Annotated in this window: 16 protein-coding genes; 12 read left to right on the forward strand and 4 right to left on the reverse strand. The window is 72.2% G+C overall.

Going from position 1 to position 22,237, the window contains the following annotated elements; all coding sequences use genetic code 11:
- Positions 1-2: 2 nt before the first annotated feature.
- The 3 genes from ACFCZ1_RS05505 to ACFCZ1_RS05515 are packed head-to-tail and all read right to left on the reverse strand — an operon-like array spanning position 3 to position 7,920.
- Positions 3-1,133 (reverse strand): MBL fold metallo-hydrolase, encoded by a 1,131-nt coding sequence (locus tag ACFCZ1_RS05505; RefSeq protein ID WP_376677048.1) that lies wholly within the window; start codon positions 1,131-1,133, stop codon positions 3-5.
- A gap of 47 nt (positions 1,134-1,180) precedes the next feature.
- A complete protein-coding gene (locus tag ACFCZ1_RS05510; protein WP_376677049.1) occupies positions 1,181-4,699 on the reverse strand; it encodes a hypothetical protein in 3,519 nt (1,172 codons plus the stop codon).
- Positions 4,699-7,920: a hypothetical protein gene (locus tag ACFCZ1_RS05515; RefSeq protein ID WP_376677050.1), complete on the reverse strand. Its 3,222-nt coding sequence runs from the start codon at positions 7,918-7,920 to the stop codon at positions 4,699-4,701. The genes ACFCZ1_RS05510 and ACFCZ1_RS05515 overlap by 1 nt, the downstream gene beginning before the upstream one ends.
- Positions 7,921-8,105: 185 nt before the next feature.
- On the opposite strand from ACFCZ1_RS05515, the gene ACFCZ1_RS05520 reads away from it, so the two are divergent.
- A complete protein-coding gene (locus ACFCZ1_RS05520; protein WP_376677051.1) occupies positions 8,106-8,606 on the forward strand; it encodes a hypothetical protein in 501 nt (166 codons plus the stop codon).
- Positions 8,603-9,859: a hypothetical protein gene (locus ACFCZ1_RS05525; RefSeq protein ID WP_376677052.1), complete on the forward strand. Its 1,257-nt coding sequence runs from the start codon at positions 8,603-8,605 to the stop codon at positions 9,857-9,859. The genes ACFCZ1_RS05520 and ACFCZ1_RS05525 overlap by 4 nt, the downstream gene beginning before the upstream one ends.
- 355 nt (positions 9,860-10,214) lie before the next feature.
- Here the strand turns inward: ACFCZ1_RS05525 and ACFCZ1_RS05530 are convergent, their stop codons facing one another.
- Positions 10,215-10,802 carry a GNAT family N-acetyltransferase gene (locus tag ACFCZ1_RS05530; RefSeq protein WP_376677053.1) on the reverse strand — a complete coding sequence of 196 codons (588 nt, stop codon included), beginning with the start codon at positions 10,800-10,802 and terminating at the stop codon, positions 10,215-10,217.
- A 183-nt stretch (positions 10,803-10,985) separates the two neighbouring features.
- Between ACFCZ1_RS05530 and ACFCZ1_RS05535 the strand changes: the two genes are divergently transcribed.
- Genes ACFCZ1_RS05535 through ACFCZ1_RS05580 form a run of 10 tightly spaced genes read left to right on the forward strand, consistent with a single transcriptional unit; the run spans position 10,986 to position 22,163 of the window.
- Positions 10,986-12,272, forward strand: a complete 1,287-nt coding sequence (locus tag ACFCZ1_RS05535; RefSeq protein ID WP_376677054.1) for an ATP-grasp domain-containing protein — start codon at positions 10,986-10,988, stop codon at positions 12,270-12,272.
- Positions 12,269-13,102: a Rossmann-like domain-containing protein gene (locus ACFCZ1_RS05540; protein WP_376677055.1), complete on the forward strand. Its 834-nt coding sequence runs from the start codon at positions 12,269-12,271 to the stop codon at positions 13,100-13,102. Before ACFCZ1_RS05535 ends, ACFCZ1_RS05540 begins: the two co-directional genes overlap by 4 nt.
- Positions 13,099-14,220, forward strand: a complete 1,122-nt coding sequence (locus tag ACFCZ1_RS05545; RefSeq protein WP_376677056.1) for a PLP-dependent cysteine synthase family protein — start codon at positions 13,099-13,101, stop codon at positions 14,218-14,220. Before ACFCZ1_RS05540 ends, ACFCZ1_RS05545 begins: the two co-directional genes overlap by 4 nt.
- Complete coding sequence (locus tag ACFCZ1_RS05550; protein ID WP_376677057.1) at positions 14,217-15,275, forward strand: dipeptide epimerase; 1,059 nt, start codon at positions 14,217-14,219, stop codon at positions 15,273-15,275. Before ACFCZ1_RS05545 ends, ACFCZ1_RS05550 begins: the two co-directional genes overlap by 4 nt.
- Complete coding sequence (locus tag ACFCZ1_RS05555) at positions 15,272-16,546, forward strand: MFS transporter (RefSeq protein WP_376677058.1); 1,275 nt, start codon at positions 15,272-15,274, stop codon at positions 16,544-16,546. Before ACFCZ1_RS05550 ends, ACFCZ1_RS05555 begins: the two co-directional genes overlap by 4 nt.
- Complete coding sequence (locus ACFCZ1_RS05560; protein WP_376677059.1) at positions 16,543-17,355, forward strand: class I SAM-dependent methyltransferase; 813 nt, start codon at positions 16,543-16,545, stop codon at positions 17,353-17,355. Before ACFCZ1_RS05555 ends, ACFCZ1_RS05560 begins: the two co-directional genes overlap by 4 nt.
- Positions 17,352-18,917 carry an ABC transporter substrate-binding protein gene (locus ACFCZ1_RS05565; RefSeq protein ID WP_376677060.1) on the forward strand — a complete coding sequence of 522 codons (1,566 nt, stop codon included), beginning with the start codon at positions 17,352-17,354 and terminating at the stop codon, positions 18,915-18,917. Before ACFCZ1_RS05560 ends, ACFCZ1_RS05565 begins: the two co-directional genes overlap by 4 nt.
- The gene (locus ACFCZ1_RS05570) at positions 18,905-19,861 is read left to right on the forward strand and encodes an ABC transporter permease (RefSeq protein WP_376677109.1); all 957 of its coding nucleotides are present in this window, start codon (positions 18,905-18,907) and stop codon (positions 19,859-19,861) included. Before ACFCZ1_RS05565 ends, ACFCZ1_RS05570 begins: the two co-directional genes overlap by 13 nt.
- The gene (locus ACFCZ1_RS05575) at positions 19,858-20,667 is read left to right on the forward strand and encodes an ABC transporter permease (protein WP_376677061.1); all 810 of its coding nucleotides are present in this window, start codon (positions 19,858-19,860) and stop codon (positions 20,665-20,667) included. The genes ACFCZ1_RS05570 and ACFCZ1_RS05575 overlap by 4 nt, the downstream gene beginning before the upstream one ends.
- Entirely contained in the window at positions 20,664-22,163 is a 1,500-nt protein-coding gene (locus tag ACFCZ1_RS05580) for an ABC transporter ATP-binding protein (protein ID WP_376677062.1), read from the forward strand. The genes ACFCZ1_RS05575 and ACFCZ1_RS05580 overlap by 4 nt, the downstream gene beginning before the upstream one ends.
- The last annotated feature ends 74 nt before the right edge of the window (positions 22,164-22,237 follow it).

Here is a 22,237-nt window from a genome sequence, read left to right on the forward strand (position 1 = left end):
GCCTAGGGTTCCGGAGCTTGGACGACGTCCTCATCCGGCCCGTGCATCCTGAACGTCCGGAACGGGCGGAATTCCACCATCTCCTCCGGCCGCATACCCAGAGCACCCGTGAGCCGGTACACGATGTGGCCGACGACGAAATCGGCCCCCGCCGCCGCGGGCGGCGCATTGAGCTTCCTCTTCTTCTGGTGCAGAACCAGCTGCCGGATGGTGGTTTCCACCGCGCGATCGGTGGTGACGGTGGCCCACTGGATCATGGTCTTCTTCTGGAAGAAGATGAAAGCCACGTAGGTGTGGGACGGGGCGGCTTCAGTCGTCCCGATGAACACATCGATCACCTCCTGTACGGGGTGATTGTCAGAGTTCCACGGGCCGGCGCTCGCCCCCACGCTCTTCGGCTTCATCACCTTGGTGGCGAAATCATTGACGATCGTCCAGGTGAGGTCCGTCTTCTTCTTCCCCGAGGCGTAGTTCTCCACCGCCGTCCGCAGCGCGCCGTGGTGCGGGATCTCGAGCGCCAGGACCTGGGGCGTCAACTGCGCCCCACCCAGTTTCGTGTTGATCGCGAGCATCGTCTGGAACGTCGCGTCACCGGGAAGTACGACCGTGTTGATCCCGTTGTCCACGACCACCACTGCGGACGACCCGTTCCTCACGATGTCGGCCGTCGCGCCGGGGACCTCCAGGTTCGAGATCAGGAGACGGAATTTCACGTCCTTGTGCACGGCGAAATGTGTGGGCGTGCCGCCCCCGTCAGGATAGTTGCTCTGCGCCGGCGCATCGAAAACGACTGCAGTCCCGGCGTACTTGACGGCTGCGAGGAATTCGGTCACCGAATCCTTGTTGCCCTGGATCCAGGAGAGTCCGCCGATATGCACGCTGTCCACGCGGGCGTCGAGCGTCTTCAGTTCCTTGCCCAACGCGCCGAGCAGACCGTTGTGGTCGTCGTCCTGGTGCGAGATGACGACCAGATCGAGTTTCTTGGGTGTTGTCTTCCTCTTCGCGACCTTGTCTTTGATGTGGTTGACGGCATCCATCCCGTAGGTGGGGCTGCCGCCGCAGTCGATCAGCGCGAGGTAGTCGGCCGCATCCTTCTCGACACCGTCGTCGTAGATCTCGACGAGGGTGGTCATGCCCTGACCGCACCACAGCAGTTTCACCAGTGTCAGACTCGGCACGGTCAGTCCCCTCTGCCGGAACGCAGCGCTGCCCGGACCGGCGGTGGCGGCGGGCGCTTCGGGTCGGCCGCCGACGCGTACGCGAGGTACCAGCCCACCTTCGAGGCGCCGCCCTGGTCCGGGTTGCCGAACAGGATCACGTCGTTGTGCCCGGGCGGGAACGCCAGGCCCAGCATCCGCAGTGCGAAGTCCCGCAGCCGCAACGTGTACGTCCGCGGCAGCTCCGGCTCCTCGGCGACCAGGAACTCCACCGACTTGAAGCCCATCGTCACCACGCCCTGCAACGGAAGGTTGACCCCGAGCAGCCCATCGGCCCCCGGCAGCCGCACACCCAGGTAGATCCCCGGCTCGGTGTCGGCCGTGCCCGGGCTCCACGCGACCAGCACCTGGATGGCGAACGCCTTGCTCCCGGCGAGCGCGCCGAGCGAGCCGAGGTCCACGGTGTAGTCCAGCCCGTACCACGGCTGGGTGAGCGTCGACTGGTCGAGCGGAGCCGTGACCGCGACGTAGCCCATGTCGGCAGGTGTCTGGGGCGGTGGCGGCGCGCCCGTCGCGAGCAGCGGATCGGGCGTGGCGATGAGTCCGTTCAGGCGGATCGGGAAGCGGGCGACCAGCGACTGCGCGCGCGCCCTGCTGTTCGCCTGGTCGAACGAGAGGTTCCCGTCCCTCAGCGTGAACCTGGTGGTTCCGGCCGGATCGCCGAGGTCGAACGACATGGCGATCGCCAGGCCGCCGAAGCGGAGGTAGCCGTCCTCCCCGGCCGCGTCCACGCCCCAGCAGAACGGGTCGAACCTCTCCGGCTCCTGGAACCGCAGGTTGCCCGCCAGCTGGAAGACGGCGTCGACCGTCGCCTTGCCCGACCCGGGGTCCGACGCCTTCGCCGTGACCAGTTGCGCCGACAGCAACGCCGCACTCTGCAGCACGGGTCCGTCGAGCTGGAAGGTGTTCTGCCCGGCCATCGAGAACACGTACGTGTCGTGCGCCGTGCCGTCGGGCAGCTGCTGTCGCTGGAGCGCGCCGTCGAAGATGATGTTGTTGCCGTGGGTGGTCGGCAGCAGCCTGGCGGGCGCGCCGAACAGGCGGTTGACGAGCAGTTCGGCCTTGCTGGTGAACGTCGTGACGACGGAGTTGCGCACGCCGACCGTCAACTGCAGCACGCGGAAGGCGTAGTGGACGTTCTCGCTGAAGTACTGGTCCTCGGGGTTCTGGTAGTCGATCAGCCCGAACATCGCCGAGCGTTCGAAGACCAATTGCCCGTCCGCGCGCCGGTAAGGGGTGAGCGACAGTCCGAAGTGGTGTGCGGCGAACTGCGCCTGGTCGATCCCGGCCGCGAGCACCTGGAGCTCGTCCGGCAGCTCGTCCAGCGGGACCTCCGCCGAAAGGGCCAGCACACCGGTCCAGTTCGGGTCCTGGACGACCTGCAGGAACGACGCGTAGGGCGACCCGGGCGGCGCGTTGCGCGCCGCCTCGATGACCTCGCGGATCGCCTTCTGCGCGTCCGCCGGCCGGCCGTTGCGGGAGGCGGCCTCGGGCCAGGCCCAGGTCGACACGTCCTCCACCAGGTCGGCGATGCAGCGGCCCAGCACGAACTTGACGATGAGGTACGTCGACTCCCGCCAGCTGTCCGGGGAGAGCCGGAACGGCCAGCCCCCGGCGACCGGCGTCAGCCGGCCGCCGTAGCGCAGGAACACGAGCTGCTCCGCCTCGGTGATCTCGGGACACGCGTCGACCAGTGCGGCGACGAACGCGGTTCGGGTGTCGTACTCGGTGTCGTGCATCGCGCCGCGTACCGCGCTGAGGACACTCTCCGGCACGCCACCGTGGTCCACCGGGATGGTGGCGATGACGTCGAGCGTCGCCGTGGTGAGCTCGTACGCGACCGAGCCGAACCGGTTGAACTCCACCGGGTCGCCGAGGACCAGGAAGAGGTTGTTGGTCTGCATCGCCTTCCGGAACCGGCCGGTGACCGTGGTGAAGCGCAGGTCCGGCTTCGCCGCCGCGCCGCCGTCGTGGCCGATGCCGAGCCAGCTCCAGCTGAAATCGGGTGCCAGTCCGACGGCCAGCCCCTGCGGCGTCACGGCCACGGTCGGTTCGCCGTCCGGCGCCGGTTCGCCGTCCTCTCCGGGCAGCAGCACCGCGCGGCGGGTCGGTGCGATCGCCAGCTGCTCGACGGCGACCGCTTCGGGAACAGCGTCGTCGGCGAGCCCGTGGAACGGCGCCATCGGGAAGGGAATCCGGGGCGCGGTCGCGGCCGGCACCTCGCAGAAGTCCAGCAGGTCGACCCCGCCCGCCGCGGCTGCCTCGCCGACCGTGTACAGCGGCGCGTCCTCCGGCTGGCTGTAGTACGTGACGACGCCGGTGTCGGCGACCTGCTCGACCGACACCCATGACGTCGTCCCGTGCGGCGTGAGCGAGTCGGCGCCGGTCCGGTCCGGGCCGAGCGGTGCGTATGCCGGCTGCCCGGGCAGGAACGCCAGCGTGCAGCCTTCATCGGGCAGACCGAGGTATTCCAGACCGGACATGCCGCAGATGACGCGAGACCCGGCGGTCGCGGCCTCGACGGCGAACGGCCCGTCCGGGACGAGGTAGTAGCCGACGTTCCCCTCCTCGTCGGAGAGGTACGGTGCGAGGCCGAACACCAGCCGGGCCCCGCTCGCCGTGTTCGCTCCTGCCTTCAGCGGACGCAGGTCCACACGGTGGCCGAGCACCGTGGCGTACCCCGACGGCAGCGCCGGTGGCTCGCCCTCGCCCGTCGTGTGCGCGAAGAAACCCAGCGAGGTGCGCTCACCGTCCAGCGGCCGCAGCGGATCGATCTGTGCGTGGAACTCCAGTCCGACGTCGTCCGGTTGGCGTACGACGTCGAACCGGATGGTCTTGACGACGCCCTCGTCACCGGGGGTGAAGAAGCGCAGCCCGGCCCCGAGCCCGGCGAACGCATCCCCGCTGCCGGCCGGCGCGTCGATGACGAACCGCCACGCACCGGTGTGCCCCGCCGCCATGCACAGCAGCGTGGTCGTGCGCCGCGCGGGGAACCGGGCCGTCGGCGAGTACAGGGTGACGGCGGACCAGTCGGTCCCGTCGGCGACGGCGAAGCCCCAGCCCGCCGCCGTGTCCGCGGGGGCGACCACCCCGCCCTCGGCCAACGCGAGTCGGTAGTCCGCGAGTTGGAAGGTTGCCCCGTCCACCACCCAGGTGCCGTCCGGGTCTTTCCGGGCGGTCAGCGCGGTTGTCCCCCACGCGGTCGGCGCTGCCGCCGGGTCGGCGATCCAGAGGAAGCGCGGCGGGCCCTGGGGCGCGTAGTGGTCGAGCCAGGTCCGCAGCGCTGCCAGGAACCCCGCCGAGTCCGTGGCCGGGATGCCGAGGAAGACGTACGCACCACGGTTGTCCGCCCACGTCCGGGTCAGCGTCGGCTGGTCGCCGAGCGCTCCCGGGTCGGAGGCGAGGAAGGCCGCCACGCGGTCCGTCGGATCCGCCCAGTAGAGCGGCGTGTCCCCGGCGCGGGTGAACGTGGGCTCGGTCATCAGCCGAGGCCCGTGGCGAGATCGAGACGATCACCGTGCAACAGTGGCAGCTCCAGTACGGCCGGGTCGCGGGGCTCCCAGCCCGGGACGACCAGCCAGTCGCCGGCGGCTCCGTCGGCCGGCGCCGCCGCCGTTCGCGGCCGGTGCATCGTCACACCGCTCAGCGGCACGGGGACGGCCGACGGCCGACGGCCCTCGCTCGCGAGCACGTTGCCGAGCGTCGTCCCCACCGGCACCAGCCGGGATGCGCCGTTCACGCTGATCCGCACCATCGCGCGGACCACCGCGCGACCGCGCAGGTAGGCCGCGGCGACGCCACCGCCGGGCGGGTCCTGCCGGCGGACGTTCTCGGTGGCCGCGTCCAGCGCACCGAGCGTGGTGGCCGCCAGCAGGACGGCGTTCTGCTGGGGCCACAGCGAACCCGGCGTGGTCGTCGGCAGCAGCGTCCTCGGGTAGACCAGGCGCGCGTACGGCAGCCGTAGTGCCTTCGCGAACAGGTCGAACGCGCCGGCGCTGCCGTACAGCTGCCCCTGCCCCGTGGCCGGCCCCGACGGATTCGGCACGTCGACGCCGTTCTGCCGCGCGAGCTCGGCGAGGAAGGCGTCCAGGCCGATGGTCCGGGTGCCCGAGTTGTCGTAGGACGCCACCTCGTAGTCGGCGACGCCGGCCGTGACGAACCCGGACAGCGGGTTGCCCTGGGCACCCGGCGCGATCTGGTAGCCCTCGTACTCGACGCGCATCACGATGCCCGGCCGCAGGTCGAAGTAGCCGCGGTCGAAGCGCAGCCCGTAGGCGAAGTACAGCGTTTCGTCGAACGTCTGCGGCATCGACCGCGACACCGCCTCGGTGAGCGCCGCGACCCCGTACGGGGTGATGCCGAACGGCTGCAGCTGGGCGAGCAGCGCGGCCCACTTGGCGATCACGTCGGGGCGGTCGGTGACGGTCCACACCGGGCTGGTCGCCGGGATCAGCAGTGTGTACGCGTACGGCCCGGGGCCGACCGGCGTCAGGACGAAGCCGAGCGGCAGATCGATGGCTTTGGACTGCCGGGTCAGGAACAGCTCCGGCAGTCCGAGCGTGATGTCGGTCGCCGTCAGCGCCGGACCGAGCTGCGGCGCGATGTACGAAGGGCCGACGAACAGTGCCTCGGTGAACACCGGGACGGGTTGCGACGGTGCCCCGACCGCCGGAGAGGCGAGCGCCCGGACGACGACCGTGGTGGAGGTGTCGTCGATCTCCACCGGCCAGCTGCCCGCGGTCGTCGTCGTGTCGCCGAGCGTGGTCACGGTCTTGTCGACGACCGTGCTGACCCGGTACCCGTCCACGAGCGGCGAGGGCAGCGCCTCCCAGGACACGCGCAGGTCGGTGCCGTCGTAGGCCACCCTGACGCCGGCCGGTGCGACGGTGAGCAGCGCGGCGGCGTTGCCGGGCGGGCCGACGGCGGTGCCGGCCAGTCCCCGCAGGGCGATCGCGGCGGTGTTGGGGATGCCGTCCGGCAGCGTCAGGACGATCGGACCGCCGGTGACCGGCTGGACCTCGAGTTCGGCCTCGGCGCCGTCCCAGCGCACCACGGGCTGCACGCCGGTCAACGGCGGCGACTTCGGTGGCGTACACGCCAGGGTCACGCTCCGGCCGGCGCCGACGGCCACGCCGGTGAGCCGTGGAGCGGCCGTGACCAGGTCGAGAGACGTGAGCGGTCCCCTCGCCACGCCGGCGACCTGGGCGACCGTGGCCGGGCCGGCGGTGAGCGGCAGGTCGGCGGACTGGCTCCGTGTCAGGAGTGCCGTGGCGCCGACCGTGACGCGGAACATCCCGTCCGTCGGCCCGTTCCAGGCCAGGGCCACCCGGCCGCCGTCGGCGCGGGCGAGGGTGAAGTCCACCGGTTTGGTGGGCACCGGGAGCGGCACGGACCACGGCCCGGTCGCCACGCCGTCGACACCGCGGACGGCGACGGTGACGACGTCGCCGACCGGCACGGTGAACACGGCGATGCCGTCCGGGCGCACCCGCTGAGGCGTGCCCGGAACTCCGTCGGCGTACAGCACCGCCTCGATCGGCACCGCCTCGGGCAGCTCGCCGGCTGTCGCGGTCACGGCGAGGTCGGCGTCACAGACCACCGACGCGACGGTCGGCGTGGCCGGCACGACCGGGGCCGTCACCGTCGGGCCGATCGAGCGCCCGACCCGCCCGCGCACCGACACCGCGTACGCCGCGCCGCGCGGCAGCGGCTCGGGAACGGCGAGCGACAGCGTCGGCGCGGGGCTCACGGTCTCCCGGTGGACCGGCACGCCGTCGCGAAGCAGCACGGCGTCGTACGCGGTGGGTGCGAAGTCCGGCGGCACCACGTCGATCCGGACGGTCGCGGCGTCCGACGTCACCCGCGTGACGCCCGGCGGCGTGCGCCGGATCTCGAGCGCCGACGACGGTGGCCCGGAGCCCTCCTCGTTGACGGCTTGGACGACGACGCGGTACGTGCCGCGGTCGACGATGCCGGGCTCCAGCTCGACCGTCGTCGTGGGTGCGTGTACCTCGGCGGCCGGGAAGAACACCCCCTCGTCGTTCAGCACGCTGATCCAGTAGGCGTCCGCGGCGGGGACGGCGGTCCAGGCAACCGAGAGCAGACCGTCGTCGAACTCGACGGCGAGGAGTTCGGGCCGCTCGGTCGGCGCCGCGAACCCGGGGCCGTGCGGGCCGATGGACACCGCGTCCTTGCCGGTCCGGACGCGGGCGAGCGTGGCCGCTACGGTCGAGCCCGCCGGCGGTGGCTGCTTGACGACGAAGGATCCGCCGGTGACCGGGGCTTCCGGAACCGGCGCGGCGCCGTTGACCACGAGCCGCACCAGGAAGTCGTCGGTGTCCGCGGCCTTCCAGGACAGCGTCAGGGCGCCGCTCACCGGGTCCGTCTCGGCCCGCTCGACCGCGGAGGTGTCGGTGACGATCGCGACCTCCGGCGAGAGCTCCGGCCCCGAATTGCCGATGAACATCCCGATTCGGGCGCGATAGGCCTGACCAGGCGCCACAGCGAGCGGCAGCTCGGCATTGGTCGCAGCCCCGGCCCAGGCCTCCGCGACCGTGCGGTCGCCGTTCAACACGTACACCACGTACGCCGGCTCGGGGTTCGGCCGTCCGGGCCCGCTCCAGGAGACGGTCAGGACGCCGCTGTCGTACCGCACCCGCCTGATCACCGGCGGATCCGGCTGTGCGCCGATTGGTCCACCCATGAGTCGCCTCCACGTGCCGACGTGTGTGTGTCAAGGCCGACAGCACGTACTCGCCGGCTGTGGATCGCCGCCAGGAGTCCCGGGCCGCAAGGCACCCTTGTCGGCTTCATCCGAGGTCCTGCCCAAAGACTGTTGTAGCACTCAAACACATCCAAACCACCGCGAGAGCGCGCCATGTCCCACAAATGGCCGCGCAGTCCACTCGGCCCCCACTCGGTCGGAACGGCGGCGAGAGGCAGAGCGTCCCGTTCGCCCACTGGCCGTGGCTGGAGGGGGCGGCGCCGCCGGACCACGAGGTCTTCGGATTCGACCGGTACTCGGCGCTCGCCGGCATCGGACATCTGCACGTCGCCCGGGGCGAGCGCACCCAGGCGGCAGCGCTTCTGGAGGAGATGCGGCGGGAGGTGGAACGTCCCGCGCCGCTGCGCGGCAGTGCCGGTCCTGGCGCGGGCTTCTCCAGTGCGACGTCCGGAGCGCGAGAGCCGTCCGCCGACAATCCCTGGAGCCAGCTGAACATGATCGCGGCCCAGGACATGTTCAATCTGAGCGAGGACTGGGCCGCGTACGTCCGTGGACACTTCTTCCGCCGGCCCGCCGATGTCGTACGCGCCGTCGAACTCGGCGCGTACGGCACCACGGCCCGGCTGGTGCGCCGCTTCGGGAACACCTGGCGGACCGGGACATGAGCCGGGCGACCGCCCTCGTGCGCTCGATCACGGATCCCGGGGAGCGAGCCATCGGATACGCGGACCTGCACCTGGCCGCGCACGGCCCGATCGGCACCTCTCGTCATGGGCGCGAGGCGGACGCGTTCTCCAGGGAGGTCGATCGCGCCCTGGGCGACCTGCCGCGCCACCGGTGGACGGCCGGCGGTGCTCTCGAGCGCACGGCCGGGGACGAGCGCGGCTTCCAGGTGCGGGCCGGCGGCCGGGAGCAGGCGGAGGACGAAGCGTTGGCCTACGCGCGCCCCGACCACCGGGTCCGCCTCGAAATGGCGGTGCGCGCGCTGGGCTGCCGGGAAGACGACATGCGGGCGATCCAGGGGCAGCCCTACCTGGCCCGCGCGCACCGGGAGTCCTTCCTGGCGTGGGCGTCAGCGGTGCACGTCACCCTGGCGATCGACGACGGGAGGCCCGATGGGGTGTTCGGGCCGATCCACCGGGAGAACCTCACGGCCGACATCGACCAGAGCAGCGTGCCGGCCAGAGTCGCGGCGGCAGCGGCCGCGTACGAGGAGTTCCGCCTCGCCCGCGAGGCGCCGTGGCACGCCATGTGCGCATCGCGCGTACGGATCGAGGATCCCGTCTACGCCGCAGCCGTCGACCTGGTGACACCCGCCCCCGGTTCCCCTCTGAGCCCCGCGTTCGCACGACGGCTGAAGGAGATGCTCGACGCGGGTCCGCTGCCCGCGGCCGCCGAACTGCTCGCCTTCGCCGTCGACGTCAGGCCGGAGAACCGCGACGCTCTGCGCGAACTGGCCGCAGAGGTCGTGGCGCGGGCCGAGCCCGGTTCCGCGACCGGTGCGGACGCCCTGTCCGTCCTGGCGGTGTCGCCCGTCCTCAGTGACCTGGTGGAACCCGTCGCCCTCCTGCACGAAGCCGCCCGTGCCTCCTTCGGGTGGCAGCACGGGGCCTCGCCTCTCAACGAGGTCAGGACCCGCCTGTTTCCCGTCCTGTTGCGCAGCGCTCCGTCGGTCGCCCTGCAGGAGTTCTATCAAGCCGCCTCGAGGAATTGGTCCTTGGCCATGTCGCTGCTGGCACACGATCCGGACGCCCTGCGCGACGCACTGGGTGACGACGCGGTCGCCGTGCTCGGCTCGGCCATGGCCCGTGGGCTCGCCTGCACCTCGCCCGAGAACACGGCACCCGAGGTCGTGGACGGCGTCCGGCTCGCGCGCCTCGTCGCCACCGGCTCCGCCCAGAACGCGCAGCCGTCATGACCCGTCCCGTCGACCCGCTGTGCAGCGGGCCCATGCGGACGTCCTGGCCCTGTTCCGTACGACGCCCGCCGCTGATCCCGCCGGGCTGTACGGGGTGTACCGCGCGGCCCGGGACCCCGGTGTCCTGCTCGCGAGCTCGTCCACAGCGACTCGTAAGCGCGGCTGGGGGAGTCGCACACCGACCGGATCGATCCCGGATGCCGGCCTCTGGGCGGACGCCCGGGGCGATGGTGGGCCTCTCTCACCTGTGGTCTGAGTGTCACGTGGCCCCGCGCCGGCGCGGACGCCGGAGCACGGAGCCGGCAACGCGCGTGATCAATACCGCCGGCGGGCGGCGTCCGTCTGCTTGGCGTGGTCAGCCGCCGAGCCGGCCGGCGGCGGCCGCCGCGGGGATCGGGATTTCGAAGTGGACGGTCCCGTAGCCGCCGTGCTCGCCGGTCGTGCGGGCGTCGCAGACCTCGTCGGCCATGCTGCGCCAGAAGGCCTCCGCGCCCGGGACGTCGACGTTCGTGTGGAGGTAGATCGCGTCGTAGCCGGGGACGCCGGCGGCGAACTCGCAGGCCGTCCTGACCATGGCGCGGGCCAGTCCGTGCCTGCGGTGGTCCGGGCGCACGTACACCCGCAGGAGCTGCGCCGTGCGCCCGGCGGGGTAGCGCTCGGTGAGCCAGCGGGGGTGCGGGGGGTGTGCCGGGCCGCGGGAGTTGAGTGCGGTGGTGCCGACCACTTCTTCGCCCAGGACCGCCACGACGAGGACGTGGCGCGGGTGCGTGAGGTAGGTGCCGGTGATGTCGACGACGTCGTCGTGCCACTGGGGTACGTAGCCGTAGTCGAACTCCCGGTAGAACGTGTCGAGCATGACGCTCCGCGCGCCGGGTGCGTCCTCGGGCCCGGCGTGCCGCACCACGTACGGCCCGATCCCTTGCCCCCGTGTCAGGTCTCTCATGGCTCGATGGCTCCCTTCCGGCGCTCCGGTCTCGTGAGCGGCAGGCTACCGGAAATCCGCCCTATTGGAAATGAAAACGATTTCCGGTAACTTCCTCCTCGGTTCGGTGCGGACGCCTCCTGTCAGGCGGCCCGCTTGGCAGGTATGCCCCACGGTCGTGGCGGCATGGTGAGAGGAAGTCCTATGGCGCATCTGCTGGTTGTCGAGAGCTGGGTGGGGTCGATGAGCAGGCTGCTGCCGAGGGCGATCGGGGAGGGCGGGCACGAGTTCACCTTCGTCACCCGGGACCTGCACCACTACCTGCGGGGCGCCGGGTCCGACGGCCCGCACCCGTTGCTGGCCGCGCGCAACGTCCTCACCGCGGACACCAACGACATGGACGAGCTGCTTCCCCACCTGGAACGCCTGCACGCGGTGCTCGCCTTCGACGGGGTCGTCTCCTCCTGCGACTACTACCTGCCGGCCGTGGCCCGGATCGCCGACCGGCTGGGACTGCCCGGCCCGACCGTCGAAGCCGTCGAGGGCGCCTGCCGCAAAGACCTGACCCGGCGGGTACTGGCCGAGGCCGGGGTGCCGGGCCCCCGCTTCGCGCTCTGTACGGACACGGCGCAGACCGCGGCCGCCGCACGCGAGATCGGCTATCCCCTGGTGGTCAAGCCCGTGGACCTGTGCGCCGGGATGCTGGTGCGCGAGGTGCGCGACGAGCGGGAGCTGGAGCTCGCCTGCCGGGCGCTGGCCGAGTTCCCGGTCAACGCGCGCGGGCAGGACCGTACGCCCTGCGTCCTCATCGAGGAGCTGCTCACCGGACCCGAGGTCAGCGTCGAGACCGTCTCCTTCGGCGGTGTCACGGGCGTGGTCGGCGTCACGGACAAGAGCATCGGCGGCGCACCCGCTTTCATCGAGACCGGTCACATGTTCCCGGCGGCCCTCGCGCCGGAGTCGGAGCGGGAGGCGGTCGACACGGCCGTGGCCGCGGTGCAAGCCCTCGGCTTGGACCACGTGGTCTGCCACACCGAGATCAAACTGACGCCCGAGGGTCCCAAGGTGGTCGAAGTCAACCCCCGGCCCGCCGGAAACCGGATCACCGAACTCGTCCGGCACGTGACGGGCATCGACCTGGCCGCCGCCTGCGTGGACGTCGCCCTCGGCCGCATGCCCGACCTCACGCCGCGCCCGACCGGCGTGCACAGCGCCGCCATCGCCTTCCTGCTCCCCGACACCACCGCCACCCTCACCGGCATCCAGGGCGCCGACGAGGTCCGGGCGCAGCCCGGGGTGCTGGAACTCACCCTCGCCGGGCCGGGCCGTGCCGTACGTGCCGCGACCAGCAACAACGAGTACCTCGGCCACGTCATGACGGCCGACACCCGCGGCAGCGGGGCCCGCGACGCCGCAGAGCGGCTCATCGCGCACCTGCACCCCACTTTCGAGGAGCAGGCTGCCGAGCCGCCGTCGGCGGTGCCCGCATGACCGCGCCCACCCTGCACGAGCCCGCCGTACGCACCGTCGACCAGCTCATCGAGGCGGTCCGCACCGGGAGTTACGGACCGGACCCCGCCCGGGAACGCATCGCGCTCGCCTTCACCACCGCCCAGGCGGTCCGGCACGCCGGCCGCAGCAGCGGATACCGCAACGAGGTGCTCAGCCTGCGCCTGGAGGCGGCCGTCGGATCCTGCGCCGTGGAGCCGGGAGCGCTGCCGGCGGCGGCACTCGACGACTGTGTCGGAGCCTCGGTGGCCGAGCTCCTCGACCACCCGATGCTTCCCGTGCGCGTCGCCGCGCTCGACGCCTACCTGAGCCGTGTACGCCCCCACACTCCCGATCACGGCGCCCGCCCCTACGCCCTGCCGGCCGGCAGCTCCCTGCACCGGTCCAGATCCCGCGCTCGCGCCGTGGTCGACCTCCTGCCGGCGACCGGGATCCGCCGGGTCCTCGTCATCGGTGTGGTCAACTCCCTGCTGGAGCAGTTGCGTGAGCGCGGCACCGGATACGTGCCCTGCGACCTCAAGGGCGGCGCCACCGAATGGGGCGAGCCCGTACGGACCGATGCCCTCGCGGAACTCGATCACTGCGACGCGGTCCTCGCCTCCGGCATGACCCTCGGGAACGGAACCTTCCAGCCGCTGCTCGACCACGCGGCCGCCACCGGCAAGCCCCTGGTCATGTTCGCGCAGACCGGCAGCGCGGTCCTGCCGAGGTTCCTCGGGGCCGGGGTGAGTGCCGTTTCCGCCGAGCCCTACCCCTTCTTCTGGCTCGACGGCGGCCCGGGAGTCATCCACCGCTACGGAGGCACCCGGTGACCACCGCACCCCCGCTGTACCGCCTCCCGGCCCACAGCACGAACCCGGAGCTGCTGACACTGGTCGGCCGCACCCCGCTCGCCCGGATCCGTACGGAACTGCCCTACGCCCACCCGGGCTTCTGGGCCAAGCTCGAATGCCTCGGCGCCGGTGGGATGAAGGCGCGGTCCGCCGTGTCCATGCTGCGCGGTGCCCGACAGCGCGGCGAACTCCGCCCGGGCGCCACCGTGGTCGAATCCACCTCCGGAACCCTGGGGGTCGGGCTCGCCTTCGCCGGACAGGCCCTCGGCCATCCCGTCGTCCTCGTCGGAGACCGCGAACTCGAACCGTCCATGCGGCAGTTGCTCCGCGCGTACGGCGCACAGCTGGAGCTGGTGGAGCGGCCCGCACCCGAAGGCGGCTGGCAGGCCGCCCGGATCGCCCGGCTCCGCGAGGTCCTGGCGCGGATCCCGGACGCCTACTGGCCCGACCAGTACAACAACCCCGACAACGCGGCCGGCTACCTCTCCATGGCCGCCGAACTCTGCGGGCAGCTCGACCACCTGGACGTCCTGGTGTGCAGCGTCGGCACCGGAGGCCACAGCGCCGGGCTGATCGGCCCGCTGCGCCGCCGCTGGCCGCGCCTGAAGGTGATCGGCGTCGACTCCGTCGGCTCGGCCATCTTCGGCCAGCCGGCACGACCGCGTCTCATGCGCGGACTCGGCAGCAGCATCCACCCGCGCAACGTCCCCCACCACGCCTTCGACGAGGTCCACTGGGTAGGCCCGGCCGAAGCCGTCGACGCCTGCCGCAGGCTCGCCCGCAGCGGCTTCGTCAGCGGAGGCTGGAGCACCGGAGCCGTCGCCCTGGTCTCCGCATGGGCCTCCCGGGTCGAGGCCGGAGCGGTCGTGGCGACCGTCTTCCCCGACGGCCCGCACCGCTACCTGGGCACCGTCTACGACGACGACTTCTGCCACGCCCACGGCCTCGACCGGGCCGAACTGGCGCTGCGCCCACTGGAGATCGCACACCCGTACGCGACCGAGGCCGTCGGCTGGACCCGCTGCCGCACCGTCGTCGAACCGGCCGCGGCCACCCGGCCCCACCTGCCCGCACCGACGCGGGGAGGCGCCGCATGAGACTCACCTGGCACACCACCGGGCTCGAACTGGCCGAGCCGCTGCGCATCTCCCGCTCGGTGATGTCCCGCCGCGACGCGGTCTGGGTCGCGATCGAGCACGGCGGCCTGACCGGCTGGGGCGAGGTGGTCAGCAGCGACTACCTCGGCCTGCCCACCGCTCGCATCGTCCGGCACCTCACCACGGCGCGCCCCGCCGTCGGACGTCTTCCCGACCCCGAGACCGCGTGGCACGCGCACGCGGCCGACTCACTGCCCGGCGTGTCGGAGCTGCCTGCCGGTGTGCTCGCCGGGACGGAGGCGGCCCTGCTCGACTTGGTCGGCAAGAGGGCCGGCCGGCCCGCCCACCAGCTACTGGGTACACACACCGCGCCTGCTGCGCAGACCACCCGTACGATCGGTATCACCGCGCCCGTCCCGGCCGCCGCACAGGCGGCCCGGCTCGCCATGAGCGGCTTCACCGCCCTCAAGGTCAAAGCGGGATCACCCGATCCGGCCGAAGACCTCGCGCGCGTGGAAGCCGTACGCACCGGCGCCCCCGGGGCGAGCCTGCTGCTCGACCCCAACGGCGCGTGGACCGAACGCCAGGCCCTCGACCTGCTCCCGCGCTTCGCCGACCTCGGCGTCACCGCAGTGGAACAGCCCATCGCCCCCGGCAGCCCCGACGCGCTCGCCCGCGTGGCCAAGGGGTCGCCGGTCCCCGTCATCGCCGATGAGGACGCCGTCTCCTACGAGGACGCCGTCGCCCTCGCCGGACTGGTCCACGGCGTCAACGTCAAACTCGCCAAATGCGGTGGGGTACGGGCCGCCCTGCGCATCCACGACGCGCTGCGGGGCAGCGGCACCGACCTCATGCTCGGCTGCCTCACCGCCAGCTCGCTGGGCATCGCGCCCGCGGTGCACATCGCCGACCGGGCCCGCTGGGTCGACCTCGACGGACACCTGCTGCTCGCCGACGACCCGTGGACCGGCATCGGCGGAACCGACGGCACCGTACGGGCGGCCGACCGGGCCGGACTCGGCGTCCGGCGCACCCACATGGCGGTCGTCAGATGAAGGTCCTCGGTTCGATGCGAGGCTTCCCCCTCGCCGTTCGACTGCTCCTGGTCAACCAGTTCGGTGTCAACACCGGCTTCTACCTGCTCATCCCGTACCTCGCCACCCATCTCTCCGATGACTTGGGGCTCTCGGCCGCCGTCGTCGGCATCGTCCTCGGCCTGCGCAACCTCAGCCAGCAGGGCCTGTTCCTCATCGGCGGTTCGGCCGCCGACCGGCTCGGCGCACGCGGGGTGATCATCGCGGGCTGCGCCCTGCGCACGGTGGGATTCGGGTTGTTCGCCGTCGGCGACAGCCTGCCGTTGCTGATCGCCGCGTCCATACTCAGCGGGCTGGCGGGGGCCCTGTTCAACCCCGCCGTGCGGACGTACGTCGCCCAGGAGGCCGGCGACCGCAAGGCGGAGGCGTTCGCCCTGTTCCACGTCTTCGCCACCACCGGGGCACTGCTCGGCCCCCTGCTCGGCACCCTGCTGCTGCTCGTGGACTTCCGGGCGGCCGCCGTCACCGCGGCCGGCGTGTTCGCCGCCCTGACCCTCGCCCAACTGCTGGTGCTGCCGGCCCGTGAGGTACCGGTCCCCGACACCGGTGTCCTCGCCGACTGGCGCGAGGCCGCGGGAAACCGCCGGTTCCTGGCCTTCTCCCTCGCCACGATCGGCATGTACGGCCTGGAGAACCAGCTGTACCTGCTGCTGCCCCGCGCGGCGACCGACGCCTCCGGCTGGGGAGGCTCGGTCGGCCTGCTCTTCCTCGCGGGGACCGTCGCGAACCTGCTGTTCCAGCTGCGCATCACCCGCGCGCTGAAGTCCCGGGGGAGCAGGGGGCGCTGGATCGCCACCGGCCTGGGCGTCATGGGCCTCGGATTCCTGCCCCCGATGCTCGTCGCGGGCACCGCCACCACCCACCCCCTGCGCCTCCTGCCGGTGCTCGCCGGGGCCCTGCTGCTGCACCTCGGGGTGATGGTCGCACAGCCCTTCGTAATGGAGCTGATACCGGCCTTCGGCCGAGCGAACCTGACCGGCACGTTCTACGGCTTCTTCTACGCCGTCTCCGGGATCGCCGCCGCGGTCGGCAGCGCGGCCATCGGCTGGTCCATGGACACCGCCGGACACACCGGCCTGACCTCGCTGCCGTACCTCTGCTGCCTCGCCCTCGGCCTGGCCTCGGCCACGGCCGTGGCGAACCTGCAGCGAAGACGGGCCCTGCCCGCCGACCAGGCCCCGGACTCCCCGCCCCCTCGTGCCCCCGCCCGCCCCCGAAGCGAGACCCGATGACCAGCGGCAACCTGCTCACCGACCACCCCGCGCTCTACGAGGAACGCTTCCCCGACCCCGAACGGCTCGCCGCCCGCTGGACCGAGCACGTACTGGCCCGCCACGGGGCCGGACCCCGCGTACTCGACGTCGGCTGCGGCACCGGCCGCGACGCCGTCTGGCTGCACCACCGCGCCGGGCGCGAGGTCACCGGCATCGACACCTCACAGGCCATGCTGGACCATGCGGGCACGCACCACCCCGGCCCCCGCTACCACCTGGCCGACATGCGCGACTTCGACCTCGGAGCGACCTTCGACGCGATCGTCTGCCTGGACAGCGCCCTGCTCTACTGCCACACCAACGAGGACCTCACCGCCTTCCTCGACCGCTGCCGCGCCCACCTCACCCCCGGCGGGCTGCTCGTGGCCGAAATGCGCAACGGAGCCTTCTTCCTCGGCAACACCGAACTCCTGGACGGCCCGCGCACCGACTCCATCACCTGGCGCGGCACCACGTACACCTCCCACACCACCCTGTGGATCGACCACGGCGCCCAACTCCTGCGCCGCCGAAGGACCTGGACCGCCGCCGACGGCTCCCTTCCGGACGGACAGCTCTCCGCCTGGAGGCTCCTCTTCCCGCAGGAGCTGCGGTACTTCCTCACCACCGCCGGGTTCGAGGTCCTCGCGCTGCACGACGGACCCGGCCCCCGCACCGAACCGCCGTGGAGCGGAGGCGAGGCATCGCACGGGACCACGCGTTCCGACCGCCTCCACCTCATCGCCCGGCTCATGCCCCACCCCGCCAACGGAGACACTCCCGCATGAACGACGCCCGCTCCAGCCTCGCCCGCAGAGGCTTCCTCATCGCCACGGGCGCCACCGCCCTCGCCCTCACCACCGCCTGCGGCACCGGCTCCGGCGCCCCGGACGCGAAGAACGCCACCGAGGGGGCTCCCCAGCGGGGCGGCCGGCTGCGCGCCGCCTTCGCCGGTGGCGGCGCCAACGAGACCCTCGACCCGCACGCGGCCAACCTGTTCGTCGACGCCGCCCGCGCCAAGGCCCTCTTCGACAAGCTGGCCGACTTCGGCGCCGACCTCGCCGCCGTCCCCAGGCTCGCCGAGACGTGGGAGCCCAACGAGGCCCTCGACACCTGGCGGATCACCCTGCGCAAGGCCGCCTTCCACGACGGCCGACCCGTCACCGCCGAGGACGTCCTCCACAGCTACCGCAGGATCGCCGACCCCAAGGGAACCTTCCGGGCCAAGGCATCCCTGGAGCCCATCGACCTCGACGCGAGCCGCGCCGTGGACCCGTCCACGGTCGAGTTCAAACTCAAGCGCCCGTACGCCGAATTCCCCAACGTCCTCGCCGCGTTCGGCGCGTACATCGTCCCGAAGGACGCCGCCTCCTTCGACGAGCCCATCGGCTCCGGACCGTTCAGCTTCGTCTCCTTCAAGCCGGGCAGCTCCCTCGTCGTCAAGCGCAACGACGCCTACTGGGAGGGCGCCCCACACCTGGACGAACTCGAATTCGTCGTCGCCGGCGAGGAGTCGGCACGCGTCAGCGCCCTGCTCGGCGGTCAGGTCGAGTACGCCCACGAGCTGAACCCGGCCACTGCGCGCACCCACGAGGGCAAGGGGAAGATCGAGATCGTCCGCCTCCCCGGCAGTGCGATGCAGGGCTTCGTCATGAAGACCCACCGCCCGCCCTTCAACGACCCCCGGGTCCGTCAGGCCTTCTTCCTCATCGCCGACCGCAAGGAGCTCGTCGACGGCGCCCTGTCCGGTGCGGGCGAGATCGGCAACGACCTCTTCGGCAAGGGCTACCAGTACTACCCCGCCGGCCTCCCGCAGCGCACCCAGGACCTCGACACGGCCCGCGCCCTGCTCAAGGAGGCCGGCGCCGAGGGCCTCAGGGTCACCCTCGACACCGCCCCCGCCGCCACCGGCTTCGCCGAGGCCGCCGGCATCTTCAAGGAGCAGGCCGCCAAGGCCGGAGTCACCGTCGAGATCAAGGTCGGCAACAAGGACACCTACTGGAAGGACATCCTGAACAACGGCACCCTCGCCTCCTACCGCTCGGGCGCCATGCCGATCGAGGCCCACATCTCGCAGCGGCTGCTGACCGGCTCCACCACCAACGCCACCAAGTGGCAGCAGAAGGACTTCGACGACCTCTACCAGCAGGCCCAGTCCACCCGCGACGTCACGCAGCGCGGCGCCCTCTACGAGCGGATGCAGCGCCGGCTGTACGACGAGGGCGGTTTCCTGATCTGGGGCTTCGCCGACTGGATCGTCGCCACCGCGCCCAAGGTGCACGGGGTGTCGGAGCAGGCCCCCGCCAACACCCTCGACTGGGCCCGCTTCGACAAGATCTGGCTCGCGTGACACCGCGCCCCGCATGGATCGGCCGCCGCCTGCTCCTCGGCCTGGGGCAGACGGCGGCCGTCGTCCTGTTCATCTTCGCGCTCACCGAGGCGCTGCCCGGTGACGCGGCCGTCGCGCTCGCCGGGGACCAGCCCGACCCCGCCCGCATCGCCCGCATCCGCGCATCGATGGGCCTGGACCGGCCCGCCGCCGAACGCCTCGCCGACTGGGTCGCCGGCCTCCTGCACGGCGACCTCGGCACCTCCCTGGTCAGCGGACGGCCCGTCACCGGCTACCTGGCCGCCGGACTCGGCCCCACCCTGCTGATGGCCGCGGCGACCCTCGCCCTGCTCGTCCCCCTCTCGGTCGGCCTCGGGATCCTGGCGGCCCGCCGCGAGGGCGGCCCGCTGGACCGGACCGTCAGCGCCCTGACCCTCGCCGTGCACGCCGTACCGGAATTCGCCGTCGGGGTCCTGCTCGCCACGCTCTTCGGACTGTGGCTGGGCTGGCTGCCGCCCACCGCCGTCGGCGCCGACGTGTTCACCGAGCCCGCCGTCCTGATCCTGCCCGTCGTCGTCCTGCTGTCGCGGCCCGTGTGCACCATCAGCCGTCTCGTGCGCGCCGGCATGATCGACGCGATGGCATCGCCGTACGTGGCCCAGGCCCGCCGCTACGGAGTCTCCGGCGCCCGGATCACCTGGACCCACGCCCTGCCCAACGCGCTCGCCCCCGCCACCCAGCAACTGGCCCGCACCTGCGACTGGCTCCTCAGCGGAGTGATCGTCGTGGAGGCACTCTTCGTGATCCCCGGCCTCGGCACCGTACTCATCGAAGCCGTCGCCGCCCGCGACATCCCGGTCGTCCAGGGCATGGCGGTCGTCTTCGGCATCGTCACCGTGACGGTCAACCTCGCCGCCGACCTGGCCGCCCGCCGCTTCGCCCCCCGGTCCGAGGCGGCGGCATGAAACAGACACCGTCGAGGTCCCTTCTCGCCCTCGGGCTGATCGTCCTCCCCGTCCTTCTCGCCTTGTCGGGGCCCTTCGTGGCGGGCCCGGCCGGTCCCCGCTCGGTCTCCTTCGCCTCCGGCGACGGGCACTGGCTCGGCACCGACTTCAGCGGGAGGGACGTCTGGCATCAGGTGCTCCTCGGCGGCCGCCCCGTCGTGCTCGTCGCGCTCGCGGCCACCGCCCTCGCCTACCTCGTCGCCGTCCCCCTGGGCCTCACCGCGGCTCTCACCCGCCGTACCTGGCTGGAAGAAGCACTGATGCGGCCCCTGGACGTGGTCATCGCGGTCCCCTCGCTCCTGCTCGTGCTGCTCGTCGCGGCCACCCTCACGCCAGGACCCGCCGGACTGACCGCCCTCGTCGGGCTGGCCGCCGTACCCGACGCGGCCCGCGTCGTGCACGCGGCGGCGGTCGAGATCTCCTCCCGGCCGGCCGTCGAAGCGCTGCGCATGCAGGGGGAGTCCTGGTGGCGGACGGCCATCGGCTACGTCGCCCGCTCCATGCTCCGCATGCTCGCCGCAGACGCCGGGATCCGGCTCACCGGCGCCCTGTACCTGGTGGCCACGGCCGCCTTCCTCGGCGTCGGAGTGCAGCCGGACGCCGCCGACTGGGCGGTGATGGTCGACCGCAACCGCACCGGACTCTTCCTCCAGCCGTGGGCCGTGGTCGTGCCCGCCCTGCTCATCGCGGCCCTGTCGATGGGCACCAACCTCCTGTTCGATGCCGTCCTCCAACGGCACGGCCCCCGGAAGGGAGAGACCCGATGACCCTCGTCGCGCACGTACGGGACCTGCGCGTGGAGATCGCGGGGCGGGCGATCGTGGACGGCGTGAGCCTCGCCGCCCACGCCGGCAAGATCACAGCCGTCATCGGCCCGTCCGGCAGCGGCAAGACCACCACCGGGCTCGCCCTCCTCGGCGAATACCCGGCCGGCGCCGTGATCGGCGGTGCGGTCCACACACCCGCAGGCCCAGTGGGATACATACCCCAGCACCCGGCTTCCGTTCTCAACCCTGCCCGGCGCGTCGGCGCCCTGCTCACCGACATCACCGCCCGCCGGGGAGGCAGCCGGCGAGAGCGCGGGAGTCGCGTCGAACAGGCCCTGCGCCTGGCCCAGATACCGAACCCCGACGCCTTGCTGCGCCGTTTCCCGCACCAACTCTCCGGCGGACAGCAGCAGCGAGTCGTCCTGGCCCAAGCACTGCTGCTGGGCGCGCGGGTCATCGTCGCCGACGAACCCACCACCGGCCAGGACGTCCTCACCAAACGGGGCATCGTGGCGGAGCTGGCCGCCGTCGCCGCACAGGGCATCGCCGTCGTCCTGCTCAGCCACGACCTGGACGTCGTACGGGAACTGGCCGACGAGGTCGTGGTGATGCGGGCCGGGAAGGTCGTGGACCGCGGATCCGCGTCATCCGTCCTGGAGGGTCTCGCACCGCAGAAGCCGCGCGTCGCGCGAACACCCCGTCCGCGCGGTCCGAAGCGTCTGGAGACGCGGAATCTGACCGCACGGCACCGCACCACGCAGGGAGCCGCCGAGGTGCTGTGCGACATCGAGGTCTCGCTCGCGGCAGGGGAGTGCCTGGCGCTCGTCGGCCGTTCGGGCAGCGGCAAGACCACCCTCGGGCGCTGCCTGGCCGGGCTGCATCGCGCGTACGAGGGCACGGTCCTGCTCGACGGGATGCCGCTGCCGCGAAGTCTCCGTTCCCGCACGCGCGCCGAACTGGCAGCCGTCCAGTACGTGTTCCAGGACGCGAAGGCGGCCTTCGACGAGCACCGGCCGGTCCTGGACCAGGTCGCCCGCAGCGCGGTACGGCTCCGCGGAGCCGTACCGGTGGATGCGCGGCGTACGGCCCTGAGCACCCTCGGTGCGTTCGGCCTCACCGAGAGCCTCGCCGGGCGCCGTCCCGGAGAGCTCTCCGGCGGCGAACTCCAGCGAGCAGCGCTGGCCCGGGCCCTGCTGGCCGGGCCGGACGTCCTCATCTGCGACGAGATCACCTCCGGCCTCGACGCGGCCACCCGGACCACCATCCTCGACTCCCTCGCCCGGCTCAGGGAGAGCGACGAACTCAGCCTGGTGTTCATCACCCACGACCTCGCCGCCGCCGGAGTCCTCGCGGACCGGATCGCGGTCCTCGACGCAGGCCGGATCGTCGAGGCGGGCCCGGCCGATCAGCTCATCGAGGCGCCGCAGCACACGATCACCAGGGAGCTCCGGTCCGCCTCGCTGACGGCGCCGCCAGACCACGCGCCGAGACGCTGAAGGCGCGGACGGTGCTTGACCACCCAGTGCAGGGCGGGACTCCATGCGGAGACACTGCAAGCGATGCCTGCCGA

This window comes from Streptomyces sp. NPDC056224, from assembly GCF_042267665.1.
GTDB lineage: Bacteria > Actinomycetota > Actinomycetes > Streptomycetales > Streptomycetaceae > Streptomyces.

Coding starts and splice junctions, on each gene's coding strand:
- ACFCZ1_RS05530 (WP_376677053.1), bottom strand. CDS start 10,802: ATGAGAGACCTGACACGGGGGCAAGGGATCGGGCCGTACGTGGTGCGG.
- ACFCZ1_RS05580 (WP_376677062.1), top strand. CDS start 20,664: ATGACCCTCGTCGCGCACGTACGGGACCTGCGCGTGGAGATCGCGGGG.
- ACFCZ1_RS05520 (WP_376677051.1), top strand. CDS start 8,106: ATGGCCGCGCAGTCCACTCGGCCCCCACTCGGTCGGAACGGCGGCGAG.
- ACFCZ1_RS05565 (WP_376677060.1), top strand. CDS start 17,352: ATGAACGACGCCCGCTCCAGCCTCGCCCGCAGAGGCTTCCTCATCGCC.
- ACFCZ1_RS05525 (WP_376677052.1), top strand. CDS start 8,603: ATGAGCCGGGCGACCGCCCTCGTGCGCTCGATCACGGATCCCGGGGAG.
- ACFCZ1_RS05515 (WP_376677050.1), bottom strand. CDS start 7,920: ATGGGTGGACCAATCGGCGCACAGCCGGATCCGCCGGTGATCAGGCGG.
- ACFCZ1_RS05550 (WP_376677057.1), top strand. CDS start 14,217: ATGAGACTCACCTGGCACACCACCGGGCTCGAACTGGCCGAGCCGCTG.
- ACFCZ1_RS05575 (WP_376677061.1), top strand. CDS start 19,858: ATGAAACAGACACCGTCGAGGTCCCTTCTCGCCCTCGGGCTGATCGTC.
- ACFCZ1_RS05555 (WP_376677058.1), top strand. CDS start 15,272: ATGAAGGTCCTCGGTTCGATGCGAGGCTTCCCCCTCGCCGTTCGACTG.
- ACFCZ1_RS05540 (WP_376677055.1), top strand. CDS start 12,269: ATGACCGCGCCCACCCTGCACGAGCCCGCCGTACGCACCGTCGACCAG.
- ACFCZ1_RS05505 (WP_376677048.1), bottom strand. CDS start 1,133: ATGACCACCCTCGTCGAGATCTACGACGACGGTGTCGAGAAGGATGCG.
- ACFCZ1_RS05560 (WP_376677059.1), top strand. CDS start 16,543: ATGACCAGCGGCAACCTGCTCACCGACCACCCCGCGCTCTACGAGGAA.
- ACFCZ1_RS05535 (WP_376677054.1), top strand. CDS start 10,986: ATGGCGCATCTGCTGGTTGTCGAGAGCTGGGTGGGGTCGATGAGCAGG.
- ACFCZ1_RS05510 (WP_376677049.1), bottom strand. CDS start 4,699: ATGACCGAGCCCACGTTCACCCGCGCCGGGGACACGCCGCTCTACTGG.